This is a genomic window from Kurthia massiliensis, assembly GCF_000285555.1.
Taxonomy (GTDB): Bacteria; Bacillota; Bacilli; order Bacillales_A; family Planococcaceae; genus Kurthia; species Kurthia massiliensis.
Genome location: NZ_HE610997.1, coordinates 642,377 through 658,465, shown reverse-complemented (window position 1 = coordinate 658,465; position 16,089 = coordinate 642,377). Strand labels below are relative to the sequence as shown.

The following is a 16,089-nucleotide window of genomic DNA, read 5'->3' as shown; positions in this document are numbered from 1 at the left end:
ACCATTTATGCGGGTGTAGTTTAGTGGTAAAACCACAGCCTTCCAAGCTGTTGTCGGGAGTTCGATTCTCCTCACCCGCTCCATTAAGGGCCTATAGCTCAGCTGGTTAGAGCGCACGCCTGATAAGCGTGAGGTCGATGGTTCGAGTCCATTTAGGCCCACCATTTATATTATTCCGTTGTAGCTCAGTTGGTAGCAGCATCTGACTGTTAATCAGAGGGTCGCAGGTTCGAGTCCTGCCAACGGAGCCATATGGAGTAGTACTCAAGAGGCTGAAGAGGCGCCCCTGCTAAGGGTGTAGGTCGGGTAACCGGCGCGGAGGTTCAAATCCTCTCTACTCCACCATTTGTTTTATTGAAGTCGGCCCCTTGGTCAAGCGGTTAAGACACCGCCCTTTCACGGCGGTAACACGGGTTCGAATCCCGTAGGGGTCATACATATTTAGAAACCTGAAGAATAAATTCTTCAGGTTTTTTTGTTGTGTTTAACGTTACGTCACAGTTTATGCTAAGAGAGAGGTGAAAGAAATGTATACAGTACATCAATTAGCAAAGCTTGCCAATGTGACGACGAGAACACTTCGTTATTATGATCAAATTGATTTATTAAAACCGACAGCTTATACAACTAGTGGTTATCGACAATATGATCAAGAAGCCGTTGAACGTTTACAAAAAATTTTGTTCTATCGTACGTTCGAATTTAAATTGGAAGATATTAAGCGTCTTTTAGCGGATGATCAACATTTTAAAACTCTACTGGAGCAACAGGCGCAACATATTGCAAAACAGCAACAACAATTAGCAGCATTACAAAGAAATATTACGAGAACATTGAAATATCTAGGAGGAGAAACGATGACAAATGCTCAGCGCTTTGAAGGATTTAAACAACGACAACTAGCAGAAAACGAGTTACAGTATGGACAGGAACTTCGCGAGCAGTACGGTGATGACGTCATCAACCGAGCGTATGAAAAACGTCTTTCTCAAAATGAAGCGACTTATGATGAGATGCAACGTCTATCGCAACGAATTATCGCACAATTAAAAGTTGCCAACAAATATGGCTTAGAAAGTGATGAAGCTAAGCAACTTGTACACTTGCATAAGCAATGGATTTGTTATACGTGGCCAACATACGATGCGACTGCGCACAAAGGGTTAGCTGAAATGTATATTGCAGACGAACGTTTTCGCCACTATTACGATCAACATGGTGAAGGGCTGGCGCAGTTTCTTTATGAAGCAATTCAACGTTATGTATGATTAGGGCGAGGCAGAAAGGGAATAGTATATCAAACAATCAGGGGGGATATACATGTTATCAACTACACAACTTCATACATTAAAAGAGGCATTACAAACAGAAAAACAACGTATTGAAACGCATCTTAATCAAGATACAACACAAACATTTGCTGATCAAACTGATTCGGAAGTGTCTAATCACCCTGCGGATCATGCGACAGAGTTAACTGATCAAACGATGGAACTAGCGATTGATAATGAACGAGAAGAAGAATTACATGCAATTCAAGAGGCGTTACGACGTATAGAGAAGGGGACATATGGAACGTGTGTGATTTGTGGTAACGAGATTCCTTTTGAACGTTTAGAAGCGCTACCGTCCGCTGATACGTGTATTGAACATGCACAACAATTAGCGTCAGAACAACAAGCGCGTCCTGTCGAAGAAGATTTACTACGTATGAATGCTGATAAGCCGCTAAAAGGTGTGCAAGGGCGCGCTGGCGGGGAAGATAGCTTAGAAGAATCATTGGAAGATGGTAGCTCAGATTCACCGTCTGATCAATAATGATGAGAGGAACTGCGACATGCAGTTCCTCTTTTTCGTCAATTGTTCTTTTGTTATAATAAAATGTACAGTATTTTGAACAAGTTATGGAAGAAGGGTTGCACGATGCAAGTAATCGATTTACATTGTGACGTTTTATATCAGTTATCGTCACGCGAAGAACCAACAAATTTTCAAATGGATGCGTCGCTTCAAGCAGGGCTCGTTCAATTAAAAAAAGGACATGTAAAGGCGCAAATATTCGCGATATTTATTGAAGATACGATTCCGGAAAATGAACGTTACATGGAAGTGTTGCGTCAAATTGAACTGTTTCACGCACAAGTGCTTGCGCAACCAGAAATGGTCCATATTACAGACTGGCAGCAACTAGCAACGTTAAAACGTGGAGAAATCGGCGCGATTTTAAGTTTAGAAGGCTGTGATGCAATCGGTGACAGCATCGTTAAACTACAACATATTTTAAACGCTGGTGTGAAACTCGTCGGACTTACATGGAATCATGAAAATGCTGTTGCATACGGCGCAACAGAAGATCCTCAAAAAGGACTGAAACCTTTCGGGCGCGAAGTCATTTCATTATTAAATGAACGCGATATTATTATTGACGTATCGCATTTAAATGAACAAAGTTTTTGGGACGTATTGCCACTCGCAAAGCATATCATTGCGAGTCATTCTAACGCACGCGCACTTTGTGACCATGTGCGCAATTTAACAGATGAACAAGCGAGGGCCCTTGTAGCGCATGGTGGGCATATTCATCTTGTGTACAATCCACCATTTATTGAAGCGCATCGTGAAGAAGGGGTTGAACTTGCAGATTTCGTAAAGCATTTTCAACATTTTGCATCACTCGTTGGTGTCGAACATCTTGGCTTAGGTTCTGACTTTGATGGCATCTTTTGGACAGTGAATCAATTACATGATGCAGGAGACGTACAGAATTTATTGCAAGCACTACGTTCACATTTCACAGAAGCTGAAATTGAAGGCATTGCCTATCAAAATTTCGAGCAATATATACAAGCGTTGTAACGATTTTACAGGGCGCTCATCAGAAGCGTCTTTTTTATTGGCATTAAGGGCAAATATGTGCCGAAATGTATGTAAAGTTGTATGATAGATAAGGATAATTTAGTTTTACGAATAGATTTCGTACGAGCAATCTATTGACGGAGGGAATTTGTATGAATCAACAGTTGTCGATTACAAACGGCGACCATCATATAGAGCAGGCGAAGGAGCTATACGTCTACATCGATACGATGAAAATGGATAGTATTTCACCGCGCGCTTTTTATGAGGCGGGTGCTACGAAGCTTCAAGGAAAACGATTCTTCTGGCAAAATCGTGAAAAAACATTTACATTAGTTGGTCTTGGTCACGCTTATACGTTAACGAGTGATGCCCATGACAGCCGCTATGCACAGGTTGAAGCAGCATGGCAGCATTTATTACAAAACGCACCAATTTCAGAACATGAACAACAACCGATTTTATTCGGTAGCTATACATTTGATCCGAAAAAAGTAACGGCTGAAGAATGGACGCGTTTCCCAGAGGCGTATTTTGCTCTTGCAACGCATCAACTTGTCATTCGCAATGAGCAAACGTTCGTCAGCACATTTTACGTAAGTGAGTCACCGATTACTGAAGCGCAAAAACAACAGCTTCGTAGCGAACGTGATGACATTTTACACAGCGCACAAGTAAACGGGGTCGTTGTACACGCACGTCCACACATTACGGCAACGACAGAACGTCATAAAGCGGCATATTTACAGTCTATTGAAAAAGTGACATCGCTTATTAGAGCAAATGAGGCAGATAAAGTCGTTATTGCACGTTCACTTGCGCTTGATTTCGATGGTAAAGTAACGTCTGATATGATGCTGGCACAAATTACAGCAGAACAACCAGAAAGTTATTTATTCGTCTTTGAAAGTGGCAATGATTTCTTCTTCGGTGCCTCACCAGAACGACTTGTCATGGTAAAAGATAACGATGCGTATTCATCTTGTGTGGCAGGTTCTATTAAACGTGGTACGACGAAAGAACAAGACGATGCATATGGTGCTGAGTTATTAAACGATGCGAAAAACTTACAAGAACACCAATACGTTGTCGATATGATCCGTCAGTCATTTGAAGAAAATTGTGCGACATATACATTACCGAACGGACCACAACTTTTAAAAATTCGTGATATTCAACATTTATTTACACCAGTAGAAGGTCAGCTAAAAGAAGATGCGAGCATTTTACGTATGGTGAAAAATTTACACCCAACACCAGCACTTGGCGGCGCGCCTCGTGAACGTGCAATGGACGTCATTCGTGAATACGAACCGACTGACCGTGGCGTCTATGCAGCACCAATTGGTTGGATAAATGCAGAAGGTGACGGCGAATTTGCGGTAGCGATTCGTTCAGCACTTGTGCATGATAATAAAGCGTATTTATATGCAGGCGGTGGCATCGTTGCAGATTCCAAGCCGCAAAGTGAATATGAAGAGACACTCGTAAAATTCCGTCCGATGTTACGTGCCTTTGGAGGTCATTTACATGAGTAAACAATCATTAACGGAGTACGTGTACAACATCGTTGCAACGTTATATGCAGCCGGCGTTAAAAAAGTCGTCGTGAGCCCAGGTTCACGTTCAACACCACTCGCATACGGTTTTGCGTCAACGAAAGAATTTGAGATGTACCGTCACGTAGATGAACGTTCCGCAGCGTTTTTAGCGCTCGGTCTTGCGAAAGAAAGTGCAGAACCTGTCGTGCTCGTTTGTACGTCGGGAACGGCTGCTGCGAACTATTTCCCAGCAATCGTTGAAGCATATTATGCACGTCTACCGCTAATCGTTTTAACGGCAGACCGTCCACACGAACTACGTGAAGTCGGCGCACCGCAAGCAATTGCACAAGCGAATCTTTACGGACATCATGTGAAATGGGCGATTGATTTACCGATTCCGGAAGAAACGGCTGAGACATTACCATTTGTAGAACGTCATATCGCACGTGCCGTAGCGGTTGCTACACAAGCGCCATTTGGACCAGTACAACTAAACGTGCCATTCCGTGAGCCACTTTTAATTGATTTTAAAGAGCAATTACCGGCGCGTACATTCCAACGTCATTTCGGTGCAGAAGTACGTCCGTCACAATCTGCACTTGCCTTTTTAACGGAGACGATGAATGAGACTGAACGCGGTTTTATCATCATCGGTGAAACAGCACAAAATACCGATATCGATGCGTTATGGCAATTCGTACGTGCTGTAAGATGGCCAGTACTTGTCGAAAGTTTATCGCATATGCGTACGAATGTACCGGCAGATTGTGCACAATACGTGATTGACCAATATGATGCAATTTTAAAAAATGATACGTTTATGGCGCATATGACACCTCAAACGGTCGTTCGTTTCGGCGCGCAACCGGTATCTAAACCGTTAATGAAGTTTTTAACAGCGGTCAAACCGATGCACTATATCGTCATTGACGAAGATCCAAAATTCCGTGATTCATTACACGTAGCAACAACGCATATTGAAGCGGCGGTCGGACAATGGTTGACGTCGCTCGTTGTAACTGCAACAACAGCGCAAACAACATACGTTGAACAATGGCAACGTGCGAATGACATTGCAACGAAACATACCGACGCTTATATCGAACAACAAACCGATGAAGGTGCACTTGCAGGTGTGCTATTTAATCATTTACCGAACCATAGTGATTTAATTGCCGGAAGCAGTATGCCAATTCGAGATGTCGATACGTTTTTCAATAAAACAGATCGTGATATTCGCATTTTCTGTAATCGCGGTACGAACGGTATCGATGGCGTTGTGTCAACGGCGTTCGGTTTACAATATGCTTCTAAGCGCGATACGTATTTATTAATTGGGGATTTATCGTTTTTACACGATACGAACGGTTTAATTGCTAGTCGTTATCAACAAAGTGACTTAACGATCATTGTCATGAACAATGATGGCGGTGGTATTTTCTCTTATTTACCACAAGCAAGTGTTGAAGCACATTATGAGGAATTGTTCGGTACACCGACTGCGCTCGGTTTTGAACATTTAGCAGCTATGTATGATGCCGACTATGCAAAAGTGACGACGAAAGATGAGTTAGTCAATGTTTTACAAACACCGAAGCAAAAAGCAATTCGTATTGTTGAAGTGATGACAAATCGTGCGGACAACATTACGACACACCGCAAACTTTGGCAAAACATTAATAAGGAGCTTGATACTTTATGGCAAGCGTAATGACGACCATCAATGGATTCGATATGCACTATGAAGTATTTCATCCACGTGCAACGAAAACGCTCGTATTATTACATGGCTTTACCGGTAGTACGAAAACGTGGCATTCAGTTATTGAACGTTTAAGTGACGATATTCGCGTCTTCGCGATTGATTTAATTGGACATGGTTATACAGCGAGTCCGAAACAACTTGAACCGTATACGATGGATGCGCAAGTAGATATGCTTGAATCATTTTTTGCGGACCGCAATGTGACATCGTTTACATTACTCGGTTATTCAATGGGTGGCCGTACAGCGATGGCCTATGCGATGAAATATCCTGAACGTATCGAAAAACTAATATTAGAAAGCGCTTCTCCAGGATTGAAAACAGCAGAAGAACGCGCGAGTCGTCGTGCAAATGATGAAAAACTCGCGGACCGCATTTTACACGAAGGTGTTGAAGCGTTTACAGATTTTTGGCAAGACATTCCGCTATTTGCGACACAAAAGGCACTTTCAGCCGAAGCACAAGCTGCTGTGCGCGCTGAACGTCTTGCACAAAAAGCAGTAGGACTTGCGAACAGTTTAAAAGGAATGGGCACTGGTGCACAACAATCTTACTGGGATGATTTAGCAACATTTGAACGTCCTGTTAGTTTGATTACAGGTGAGCTAGACGTAAAATTCCATCAAAAAGCATGCGATATGCAAGAATATTTACAAAAATGCTCGCACCATGTCGCAAAAAGCTGTGGTCATGCAATTCATGTGGAAAATCCTGAACTTTTTGTTACAATAGTATTGAAAGAAATTTAACATAACTAGGAGGACTAATTCAATGACTCGTGAATGGGTAACTGAACATGTCTATGAAGATATCAAATATGAATCTTACAACGGCATCGCAAAAATTACAATTAACCGTCCTGAAGTACGTAATGCATTCCGTCCAAAAACAACTGCGGAAATGATCGACGCATTTACTCGTGCTCGTGACGATTCTAAAATCGGTGTAATCATCTTAACAGGTGAAGGCGAAAAAGCATTCTGTTCTGGTGGTGACCAAAAAGTACGTGGTAACGGTGGTTACGTAGGTGAAGACAATATTCCTCGTCTAAACGTACTTGATTTACAAACATTAATCCGTAAAACACCAAAACCTGTTATCGCAATGGTAGCTGGTTACGCAATCGGTGGCGGACACGTATTACACATCGTATGTGACTTAACAATCGCTGCAGATAACGCACGCTTCGGTCAAACTGGTCCTCGCGTAGGTTCATTTGATGGTGGTTACGGTGCAGGCTACTTAGCACGTATCGTTGGTCATAAAAAAGCACGTGAAATCTGGTTCTTATGCCGTCAATACGACGCACAACAAGCACTAGATATGGGCTTAGTAAACACAGTTGTTCCTTACGAACAATTAGAAGACGAAACAGTAAAATGGTGTGAGGAAATCCTTACATTATCACCAATGGCACTTCGTATGCTTAAAGGTGCATTCAATGCTGATTCTGACGGTCTTGCTGGTATCCAACAACTTGCTGGTGACGCAACACTTCTTTACTACACAACTGATGAAGCGAAAGAAGGTCGTGACGCTTTCAAAGAAAAACGCACACCAGACTTCGGTCAATTCCCACGTTTCCCATAATAGGGAGATGGTTGCCGCGTACGTCAAACCGACGTATGCGGTTTTTTTGTGCTAAAATATGTTACTGAAAATAAAAAGAGAAGGTGACAATGTGGTACCAAATTGGATTACCCAACGCGCGATGCTTTCGCCTCATGACGTCGCGCTTCGTTTCGAACAACAGCAATGGACGTTTGAGCAACTACATGAATTATCGATTACACGTGCTGAACAGCTTTACACATTAGGTATTCGTCCACACGATCGTGTAGCGATTTATGCGACGAGTACGTCCGATATTATTCATATGATGCTGGCGTGTATGCAATTGCAATGTGAGATGGTTTTACTGAACTTACGATTATCAACGTATGAATTGGCGTATCAAATTGATGATGCAGACGTAGGCGCCATTATTGCAGAAGATACACTAATAGACCGTTTACCAAAAACAACGGCCGCTGTTTATTCATTTTCAACGGTCATCGCACAAGCACGTACGCATTGTACGTTTGCAGAAACGTGGGAAGACGATGCGACGATGACAATTATGTATACGTCTGGTACGACGGGTTTCCCAAAAGGGGTACGTCAAACGGTCGGCAATCACGTATCGGTTGCCACATCATCGCTTTACAATACAGGGTTACGTCCAGACGATGCATGGCTATGTACGATGCCGTTATTCCACATTAGTGGTTTTTCGATGCTCGTGAAATGTTTGATGCACGGTGTACGTCTCGATTTATATACGAAGTTTGATGTTGAGCGAGTTGCTGATGCAATTATTGAAGGGACGGTATCACACATGTCTGTCGTAGCGGTCACATTAGAAAGACTGATGACAGAAATGGAACAACGAGATGCGGTTGCCTCACCAAAATTCCAAATGATGCTCGCTGGTGGTGGAGCGATTCCTGAAAGTTATTTAAAACGCGCATTTGCACGTGGCGTACAAGTAGCACAGACGTATGGCATGACAGAAACGTCTTCGCAAACAGCGACGCTTTCACCACGTGATGCATTGCGTAAATTAGGTGCGGCTGGGAAACCGTTGTTCTTTAATCAAATCCGCATTGATGGCGCCCAAAAGCCTGGTGATATCGGAGAAATTTGCATTAAAGGAACACACGTCACACCTGGATATGTTGGGCGATTCAACGACAAAGCATCGACGGTAGATGGCTGGCTTCATAGTGGCGATGTCGGCTATATCGACGCAGAAGGATATTTATACGTCGTTGACCGTCGCTCAGACTTAATTATTTCAGGCGGTGAAAACATTTATCCGGCTGAAATTGAGAACGTACTCGCAAGTCATCCAGCGGTAAAAGAAGTCGGTGTTTGTGGCATCGACTCTACTGAATGGGGACAAGTACCAGCTGCCTTTATCGTTGCGAAAGACCGAGCAGCTTGTAAAGCGTTAGAGGCGTATTGTGCAGAACGGTTAGCGCGCTATAAAGTACCGAAAGTATTTCATTTCGTCGACACGTTACCGCGCAACGGTTCTAACAAATTAATGCGTCGAAAACTACACGAATTGCTATAAAAAAGGAGGCTGGGACATAAGTGGAAAAACACCCTCTCAAATGAGCATGAAAAAACCGGAATCGCGCTGTGGCGCGGTTCCGGTTTTTTGTTGCGAACGCTAAAAAAGGAAAATGAAACGTTTTGTCCCAGCCTCTTTTTCATTAGTTATTTTGAATCCAATTTTGTAAAAATGGAATGAATGTACGTGAAGCGGGTGATAAACTTTTAATTTCTGTTTTAGATGCGACGCCAATCGTACGAACGCATTCATCGCTAATTGGACGACATTCGATATCGTTACGGTGGTCTTCAACGAGCAACTCAGATAATAACGTAATACCAAGTCCTTTTTTCACCATTGCGATAATCGCTTCGTCACCGCGAATTTGATATGTGACATTCGGGTGTACGCGCGCAGCTTTGAAAATTGCTTGCGCATCTTTATGCGTATCGTCATATGGCATAATACAAGGTTCTTTTTCAAACGTTTCAATGTCGACGTGTTCAAGCTGCGTTAACGCATGGTCTTTCGGTAAGATTGCTAACATACGGTCATCTTTTAACGGTAAGAAATGATAATCGTCTGTCGGTTGAATCGTACCGATTGCAAAGTCGATATTGCCTCCGTCTAACCATTCATGAATTTCACGTGAATTACCTTCAAACAATTGAATAGCGATTTTCGGATATTTTTCATGGAATAATTTCAATACTTCTGGCATCCAATGGACACAAACAGATGCATAAGCACCGATGCGCACGGTACCAACATCTAGTCCGTGAATCGCATAAACGGCTTCTGATAAATGTTCGTAGCGTACGACGATATCTTCCATAATCGGAAGGAGTTGTGATCCGTTATCGGTTGGCTGTACACCATTTTTACTGCGGATGAGTAGTGCGAAACCGTAATCTTGTTCTAGGCTGTGGATCATATGGCTAATGCTAGGCTGTGTGTAATCGAGTGCTTCAGCGGCACGTGTTAAACTACCGTATTTAACAGCTGCAATATAAGCTTTTAATTTTAGTATGCTCAAAGGGTTCACCTTACTTATAAGATTTTTATATAGATAGCATTGAATAAATTCAATTTACTGATATTAAAATTATCACTACAATCAAAATGAATCAAGCAATATTTCGACTATGTTTTTCCGCATTGGGAACAAAGGGCACGTTACAGTAAATTAAGAAATGAAACAGCGCTTTAGTGCAAAAAAATTATAGCGCAAATCGGGGGAATATCGTTTTGTTAGGGTATGTATTACAATTTTTTATCGGTGGTACGGTCATGTTATTAGCGGCCTATCTCAGCCAGTCTAAATATATCTTTTTATCGGGTGTCATTACGTTGTTGCCAATTTTGACGTTGATGAACTTAAATTTACAAGTACATAATATGTCGCAAGAAACATTTCATGCAACGCAGCGCAACGGCATTATCGGCGCGATTGGCATGATTGTGCTCATGGTCATAATTTATTACTGCTCAGGTTTTATGAAGCCTGCATACGCAGTATTCATTGGCGTCGGTATTTATGCGCTTTATATGGTCGTGTCAAAAGCGATGTTTGCATAAAAAAAGAGGTATCCACGGCGGATACCTCTTTTTCGTTTATTGTAATGCTTGTTTAAAGACGTTTAAGTTATCTTCCATGATCGAGAAGTAATCACGTTTAGCCGCGATATCTTCTTTCGTTAAGACACTTAAGTTATGAACTGTTAAGTTTTTCGCACCGATATCGTTTTGAATGACAGCTGTTAATTTAGACGATACGTTTTGTTCGAATAAAATGTATTGAATGTTGTCTTTTTTCGCTTGTGCAACGATTTGTGTTAATTCTTTTTGAGATGGTTCATCTTGCGAATTTAAACCTGCAACGGCTGTTTGTGTTAAACCGTATTCACCCGCGATATAACCGAACGCTGCATGTGATACGTAAAATTCTTTGTTTTTCGCAGCTTTTGCCATCGCTTTATAAGCTGCATCAACGTTTTGTAGTTTTTCTACAAGTGCGTCATAGTTTTTCTCATAATCTGCTTTGTTGTCTGGATCTTTTTTCACTAATGCATTTTTAATTTCAAGCGCTAAATCTTGGCTAATGACTGGTGATAACCAAACGTGTGGGTCGATGTCGCCATGGTTGTGACCGTCATCTTCGTGTGTTGCATCGTGGTCGTGTTCATGCTCATCGTGTGTAGATGTTGAAACGTCGAATTTTTCGTGGTCAACATTCGCTGTTGTTTCGATTAATGTTGTGTTTTCATTTGCTAACGTTTTTTTCGCATTTTCAACGAAGCCTTCAAGACCAAGACCTACGTAGAAAAATAAATCACTATCTGCAAGTTTCATCATATCTTGTTGTGTCGGTTCGAACGTATGCTCATTTGAACCTGCTGGATAAATAGATGATGCTGTGACGTGTTCGCCACCGATTTGTTCTGTAAAGTATTGAAGTGGATAAACCGTTGTATAAACATTTAATTTGCCTGAGTCTGTTTTAGAGTCATCATCGTTACTTCCACATGCTGCAAGGACAATTGCAGTAAGGACGAGCGCGATGAATGAGAGATATTTTTTCATAGTTGTCACCTCGACGTATATTGTTTGAATATTTAAATAGTAATAATTACGATTTGTATTTAAATTACAAAAATAACTATATCGTACTCATTACGATTTGGCAAGAGGCAAAAAGAAAAAGCCATCGAATTATTTCTTTTTCGATGGCCATTCTAATGGAACAGGGTCATAGCCGCCTTTACAAAGTGGCTGACAGCGTAAAATGCGTTTAATCGTCAAATAACCGCCTTTGATTGCGCCGTAACGCTCAACAGCTTCAATGCCATAATTCGAACATGTCGGGTGGAAGCGACAACTCGGTGGCGATAGTGGCGAAATGACTTTTTGATAAAATCTAAATAAACGAATTACAACTTTTTTCATCGTTCGTCTTCTTTCTACATGAGTTTATCTTTAGTATAACGAAAGTAAGCTAGAAAATCATTGCAGACGTGTCGATATAAAGCGGGGGTGAAAAAATGGATATTAATGCAATTATGTCAAGTCAGCTATTAGAATTACAACAAACCGTTCAAATGAGCGTCATGCAACAAGCGATGAACATGGAAACGACAGCTGTCACTCATTTAATGGAACAAATGCCACAACCACAACCACAATCACTAGATCCAAATGTCGGTCAACGTATCGATATTTCAATTTAATGAGGACTGAAACGGACGAATCGTGCATTCGTCCGTTTTTTATATGACGCTATTTTGGTAAACTGTCAGTAAGAAGGAGTGAGGAACATGTTTTCCTATACAGATTTGAATGGTTACGGAGTAGATCTTTCTTTTAAGAAAGATGCTTTCCATTTTACGCCGACACACGTACTTGTGTTGGCTAAACAGCAAGGAAGATGGTTATTAACGAAACATCCAGAGCGAGGGTATGAATTTCCAGGTGGGAAACAAGAAGCGGAAGAGACGTTAATAGATGCCGCAAAACGGGAAGTGTACGAAGAGACGGGTGCGCATATTGACGATGTCAAATGGCTTGCAACATACGTCGTTCAAGATGAAAAACCTTTCGGGAAAGCTGTTTATATCGCTAACGTTACATCACTAGATTTAAATTATCCATTACATGAAACAGAAGGGGCAGTATGGATGACAGATGATGAATTGTTACATTGCGAGACATTAAGTTTTCATATGCGCGACGCTGGTATGAAAAAAATATTAGAGAAGGTGAGTGAGCTTGAAGATAAATGGCGCTATTGAGTCGATGCGCCCCTATCCATCGCCAAATCCAATCGTTACGCTAACAGAGATTAGTTATTGGTCTGAGCAAACACTTGTCAAAGGGATGTTAGCGATGCCAGTCGCTGAAGGCACATATGACGGTATTTTATATTTACGCGGAGGCATACAAGGCGTCGGCATGGTACGTCCTGCACGTATCGCTCAATTTGCTTCGGAAGGATTTGTCGTTTTTGCACCGTACTATCGAGGAAATCGTGGCGGTGGTGGACGTGATGAATTTGGCGGCATTGACCGCTATGATGCTGTTCATGGGGTAACGGTATTGCAACAGTTTTCGAACGGTCGTACACATGCATTCGCTTTTTCACGCGGCGGTATTATGGCGTTATGGACAGCAATTTTGCGAGATGATATCACTTCAGTCGTCACATGGGGTGGCGTGTCAGATATGAAGCTTACATACGAGGAACGAGTTGATATGCGCCGTATGTTAAAACGTGTTATCGGTGGTTCGCCAACAAAAGTACCTGAAGCGTATGATGCACGAACACCACTATTTGAAATTGCGCGTATCACATGTCCTGTATTGATCATTCACGGTTTACAAGACGACAATGTATCGATTGAACATGCAACGCGATTAGAAAATGCATTATCGATGCATCAAAAATGTTATGCCACGATATATGAGCCACAATATACGCACTATTTTCCAATTGATGCGAATCAAATGACGGTGCAAAAAGCTTGCCGTTGGATGCAAGCACAATAAGGGGGAAGGTATATGGGATATGTAAACGTACAGTTAGCAGAAGCGGCACGTACTGAAACATTTAACGATAATTATTGGTATTGGCACCATTTATGGACGTATTTTACCGATAATTATACGAAAGCAATCGTGCAATGTTGGAAAGAAGAAGAAAAGGTTATTGCTGAATTAAAAGCACTAACTAATCGCGTGCGTCCAGAAGGATTAGTCGTAGAAGCGACAATCCCATTAAATGAAACAACACGTGCTTATTTTACCGACGATGCTGCAGACGGTTACCGTTTAAAATGGTTTAACATCTTTTTACACGATGCACAAAATCGAGAAGGTATTGAAATTCATAACTATGGAAAAGAGCTATCATTTAATCACGTAACGCGTGGAGATGCAGAAGCACTCATAGAGTTTTTCGAGCGTCACGATACACATGTCACGTTCGTACCTGATGAAACCGATGATTAGCGCATAGAAAAAAGGCTAGGAGCAATCCTAGCCTTTTTAGATGATTTTTTTTGATATGAATCGAAGTTTACTTCAAGAAATTAGACGCGAGGCGCACCATTTTTCATGATACCTTCAGCGACAGTACCAAACTTCTTGAAGTTTTCGTGGAACATGCCTGCAAGTTTTATTGCAGTTGCATCGTATTTATCTTTATCTTCCCAAACGTTACGAGGGTCTAAAATTTCTGATGGAACGCCTTCAATTTCAGTTGGGATTTGTAGACCGAAGAATTTATCTTCTTTTTTGAATGCATTGTCTAGTTTGCCATCGATTGCAGCGCGTACCATTGTACGTGTGTAAGATAACTTCATACGGCTACCTTCGCCATATTGGCCACCTGACCAACCAGTGTTCACTAAAAATACGTTTGCTTCGTGTTCGTCAATTTTTTGACCTAACATTTCAGCGTATTTTGTTGCGTGAAGTGGCATGAATGGCGCACCGAAGCATGTAGAGAATGCTGGTTCTGGTTCAACAACGCCGCGTTCTGTACCAGGAATTTTAGAAGTGAAACCTGATAAGAAGTGGTACATTGCTTGGTCTTTCGTTAATTTAGAGATTGGAGGTAGTACGCCAAATGCATCTGCAGTTAAGAAGATGATTGTTTTTGGGTGACCTGCAACTGATGGATCAACGATGTTATCGATATTTTGAATTGGGTATGCAACACGAGTGTTTTGTGTGTAGCGTGCATCATCGTAATCAGGGATGCGTGTATCTTCGTCTACAACAACGTTCTCAAGTACAGTACCGAATTGGATTGCGTTAAAGATTTCAGGTTCTTTTTCAGCAGATAAGTTTAATGTTTTTGCGTAGCAGCCACCTTCGATATTGAAGACGCCTCGGTCAGACCAACCGTGCTCATCATCACCGATTAATTTACGGTCCGCATCTGCAGATAAAGTTGTTTTACCAGTACCAGATAAGCCGAAGAATAATGTTACATCGCCTTCTTCACCAACGTTTGCTGAGCAGTGCATTGGGAAGATACCTTGTTCTGGTAATAAATAGTTCATAATACCGAAGATTGATTTTTTCATTTCGCCGGCATATTCAGTACCACCGATTAAAACGATTTTCTTTTCAAGAGATACGATGATGAATGTTTCAGAAGTTGTACCGTCAACTGCTGGATCTGCTTTAAACGTAGGTGCAGAAACGATTGTGAAATCTGCAACGTGTTCAGCAAGTTCTTCTTCAGAAGGGCGAATGAATAGTTGGTGAGCAAATAGGTTATGCCAAGCATATTCATTAACGACACTAATTGATAAGCGTGACGCTTCATCAGCACCAGCGAAACCTTTAAATACGAAGATTTCATCTTTTGCTTTTAAGTAATCAACGACTTTTTTATATAGGTTATCAAATACTTCTGATGAAATTGATTGGTTTACTTTACCCCAGTCAATTTTGTTTTTAGAGCATTCTTCTTCAACGAAAAATTTATCGCGTGGAGAACGACCAGTATATTTGCCTGTTAGTGCACGTACAGCGCCGTCAGCAGTTAAAATTGCTTCGCCACGAGAAGTAGCTTTTTCTACTAATTGTGCTACAGATAATTGTTCCTTAATATTTTGGCTAGTTAATAGACCAGCTAATTCATTCGCAGTTTCTACTGAATTCATTTGTCGTACCATCCTTTTTTTATATTTGTGTATTATTTATGTGCCAAGTTGGCTTGTTGTTAAGTAATTATGGAAATAGTATAACACATTCAAAACATTAGTCTATACTAATGTTGCATTTTTTTTTAATTTAATTTAAATGTGACAAAAACG

At 41.4% G+C, this 16,089-nt stretch carries 17 protein-coding genes and 5 tRNA genes; 18 read left to right on the top strand and 4 right to left on the bottom strand.

The annotated features are described in order from the left end of the window. Window positions 1-9 precede the first annotated feature (9 nt). From KMHG_RS07585 to KMHG_RS07525, 13 genes are all read left to right on the top strand, one after another. Window positions 10-83, top strand: a tRNA-Gly gene (locus KMHG_RS07585). A 4-nt stretch (window positions 84-87) separates the two neighbouring features. After that, window positions 88-164, top strand: a tRNA-Ile gene (locus KMHG_RS07580). Between the two features lie 10 nt (window positions 165-174). Next, window positions 175-251 (top strand) — tRNA-Asn (locus KMHG_RS07575). A 3-nt stretch (window positions 252-254) separates the two neighbouring features. Then, window positions 255-345 (top strand) — tRNA-Ser (locus KMHG_RS07570). A gap of 17 nt (window positions 346-362) precedes the next feature. Beyond that, window positions 363-434 (top strand) — tRNA-Glu (locus KMHG_RS07565). Between the two features lie 93 nt (window positions 435-527). Further along, a complete protein-coding gene (locus tag KMHG_RS07560; protein WP_010288414.1) occupies window positions 528-1,268 on the top strand; it encodes a MerR family transcriptional regulator in 741 nt (246 codons plus the stop codon). Between the two features lie 52 nt (window positions 1,269-1,320). Beyond that, window positions 1,321-1,818 carry a TraR/DksA C4-type zinc finger protein gene (locus KMHG_RS17480; protein WP_010288411.1) on the top strand — a complete coding sequence of 166 codons (498 nt, stop codon included), beginning with the start codon at window positions 1,321-1,323 and terminating at the stop codon, window positions 1,816-1,818. 105 nt (window positions 1,819-1,923) lie between these two features. After that, entirely contained in the window at window positions 1,924-2,856 is a 933-nt protein-coding gene (locus tag KMHG_RS07550) for a dipeptidase (RefSeq protein ID WP_010288410.1), read from the top strand. A 152-nt stretch (window positions 2,857-3,008) separates the two neighbouring features. After that, the gene (locus tag KMHG_RS07545; protein ID WP_010288409.1) at window positions 3,009-4,394 is read left to right on the top strand and encodes an isochorismate synthase; all 1,386 of its coding nucleotides are present in this window, start codon (window positions 3,009-3,011) and stop codon (window positions 4,392-4,394) included. Continuing rightward, window positions 4,387-6,111, top strand: coding sequence for a 2-succinyl-5-enolpyruvyl-6-hydroxy-3-cyclohexene-1-carboxylic-acid synthase (gene menD / locus KMHG_RS07540; protein ID WP_010288407.1), 1,725 nt, complete (start codon window positions 4,387-4,389; stop codon window positions 6,109-6,111). Before KMHG_RS07545 ends, menD begins: the two co-directional genes overlap by 8 nt. Next, complete coding sequence (gene menH / locus KMHG_RS07535) at window positions 6,099-6,914, top strand: 2-succinyl-6-hydroxy-2,4-cyclohexadiene-1-carboxylate synthase (RefSeq protein WP_010288404.1); 816 nt, start codon at window positions 6,099-6,101, stop codon at window positions 6,912-6,914. The genes menD and menH overlap by 13 nt, the downstream gene beginning before the upstream one ends. Before the next feature lie 22 nt (window positions 6,915-6,936). Next, window positions 6,937-7,755: a 1,4-dihydroxy-2-naphthoyl-CoA synthase gene (gene menB / locus KMHG_RS07530; RefSeq protein ID WP_010288403.1), complete on the top strand. Its 819-nt coding sequence runs from the start codon at window positions 6,937-6,939 to the stop codon at window positions 7,753-7,755. A 91-nt stretch (window positions 7,756-7,846) separates the two neighbouring features. Continuing rightward, window positions 7,847-9,283, top strand: a complete 1,437-nt coding sequence (locus KMHG_RS07525) for an o-succinylbenzoate--CoA ligase (protein ID WP_010288402.1) — start codon at window positions 7,847-7,849, stop codon at window positions 9,281-9,283. A 142-nt stretch (window positions 9,284-9,425) separates the two neighbouring features. On the opposite strand, the gene KMHG_RS07520 is transcribed toward KMHG_RS07525, so the two are convergent. Continuing rightward, window positions 9,426-10,310: a LysR family transcriptional regulator gene (locus KMHG_RS07520; protein WP_238984674.1), complete on the bottom strand. Its 885-nt coding sequence runs from the start codon at window positions 10,308-10,310 to the stop codon at window positions 9,426-9,428. Window positions 10,311-10,513: 203 nt separating this feature from the next. On the opposite strand from KMHG_RS07520, the gene KMHG_RS07515 reads away from it, so the two are divergent. Then, window positions 10,514-10,843, top strand: a complete 330-nt coding sequence (locus KMHG_RS07515; RefSeq protein WP_010288400.1) for a GlpM family protein — start codon at window positions 10,514-10,516, stop codon at window positions 10,841-10,843. A gap of 36 nt (window positions 10,844-10,879) precedes the next feature. On the opposite strand, the gene KMHG_RS07510 is transcribed toward KMHG_RS07515, so the two are convergent. Both KMHG_RS07510 and yidD read right to left on the bottom strand, forming a co-directional pair. After that, entirely contained in the window at window positions 10,880-11,848 is a 969-nt protein-coding gene (locus KMHG_RS07510; protein WP_010288399.1) for a metal ABC transporter solute-binding protein, Zn/Mn family, read from the bottom strand. 129 nt (window positions 11,849-11,977) lie between these two features. Beyond that, window positions 11,978-12,211 (bottom strand): membrane protein insertion efficiency factor YidD, encoded by a 234-nt coding sequence (gene yidD, locus KMHG_RS07505; protein ID WP_010288397.1) that lies wholly within the window; start codon window positions 12,209-12,211, stop codon window positions 11,978-11,980. A 95-nt stretch (window positions 12,212-12,306) separates the two neighbouring features. Here yidD and KMHG_RS07500 point away from each other — a divergent pair, with 95 nt between their 5' ends. The 4 genes from KMHG_RS07500 to KMHG_RS07485 all read left to right on the top strand — a co-directional run bounded on the left by KMHG_RS07500 (window position 12,307) and on the right by KMHG_RS07485 (window position 14,269). Next, window positions 12,307-12,492, top strand: a complete 186-nt coding sequence (locus KMHG_RS07500) for a putative motility protein (protein WP_010288394.1) — start codon at window positions 12,307-12,309, stop codon at window positions 12,490-12,492. An 87-nt stretch (window positions 12,493-12,579) separates the two neighbouring features. Further along, entirely contained in the window at window positions 12,580-13,053 is a 474-nt protein-coding gene (locus KMHG_RS07495) for an NUDIX hydrolase (RefSeq protein WP_010288386.1), read from the top strand. Beyond that, on the top strand, window positions 13,031-13,807 hold the full coding sequence (locus KMHG_RS07490) for an alpha/beta hydrolase family protein (RefSeq protein ID WP_010288385.1): 777 nt from the start codon (window positions 13,031-13,033) through the stop codon (window positions 13,805-13,807). The genes KMHG_RS07495 and KMHG_RS07490 overlap by 23 nt, the downstream gene beginning before the upstream one ends. Before the next feature lie 12 nt (window positions 13,808-13,819). Beyond that, a complete protein-coding gene (locus tag KMHG_RS07485) occupies window positions 13,820-14,269 on the top strand; it encodes a hypothetical protein (protein WP_010288384.1) in 450 nt (149 codons plus the stop codon). 80 nt (window positions 14,270-14,349) lie between these two features. Here KMHG_RS07485 and pckA read toward each other — a convergent pair whose 3' ends face one another. After that, window positions 14,350-15,936, bottom strand: a complete 1,587-nt coding sequence (gene pckA, locus KMHG_RS07480; RefSeq protein WP_010288383.1) for a phosphoenolpyruvate carboxykinase (ATP) — start codon at window positions 15,934-15,936, stop codon at window positions 14,350-14,352. Window positions 15,937-16,089: the final 153 nt, after the last annotated feature.

What these genes read in the sequence shown, in the direction of transcription:
- KMHG_RS07560 (WP_010288414.1), top strand. Translation starts at nt 528, where the DNA reads ATGTATACAGTACATCAATTAGCAAAGCTTGCCAATGTGACGACGAGA.
- KMHG_RS17480 (WP_010288411.1), top strand. Translation starts at nt 1,321, where the DNA reads ATGTTATCAACTACACAACTTCATACATTAAAAGAGGCATTACAAACA.
- KMHG_RS07550 (WP_010288410.1), top strand. Translation starts at nt 1,924, where the DNA reads ATGCAAGTAATCGATTTACATTGTGACGTTTTATATCAGTTATCGTCA.
- KMHG_RS07545 (WP_010288409.1), top strand. Translation starts at nt 3,009, where the DNA reads ATGAATCAACAGTTGTCGATTACAAACGGCGACCATCATATAGAGCAG.
- menD (WP_010288407.1), top strand. Translation starts at nt 4,387, where the DNA reads ATGAGTAAACAATCATTAACGGAGTACGTGTACAACATCGTTGCAACG.
- menH (WP_010288404.1), top strand. Translation starts at nt 6,099, where the DNA reads ATGGCAAGCGTAATGACGACCATCAATGGATTCGATATGCACTATGAA.
- menB (WP_010288403.1), top strand. Translation starts at nt 6,937, where the DNA reads ATGACTCGTGAATGGGTAACTGAACATGTCTATGAAGATATCAAATAT.
- KMHG_RS07510 (WP_010288399.1), bottom strand. Translation starts at nt 11,848, where the DNA reads ATGAAAAAATATCTCTCATTCATCGCGCTCGTCCTTACTGCAATTGTC.
- yidD (WP_010288397.1), bottom strand. Translation starts at nt 12,211, where the DNA reads ATGAAAAAAGTTGTAATTCGTTTATTTAGATTTTATCAAAAAGTCATT.
- KMHG_RS07500 (WP_010288394.1), top strand. Translation starts at nt 12,307, where the DNA reads ATGGATATTAATGCAATTATGTCAAGTCAGCTATTAGAATTACAACAA.
- KMHG_RS07495 (WP_010288386.1), top strand. Translation starts at nt 12,580, where the DNA reads ATGTTTTCCTATACAGATTTGAATGGTTACGGAGTAGATCTTTCTTTT.
- KMHG_RS07485 (WP_010288384.1), top strand. Translation starts at nt 13,820, where the DNA reads ATGGGATATGTAAACGTACAGTTAGCAGAAGCGGCACGTACTGAAACA.
- pckA (WP_010288383.1), bottom strand. Translation starts at nt 15,936, where the DNA reads ATGAATTCAGTAGAAACTGCGAATGAATTAGCTGGTCTATTAACTAGC.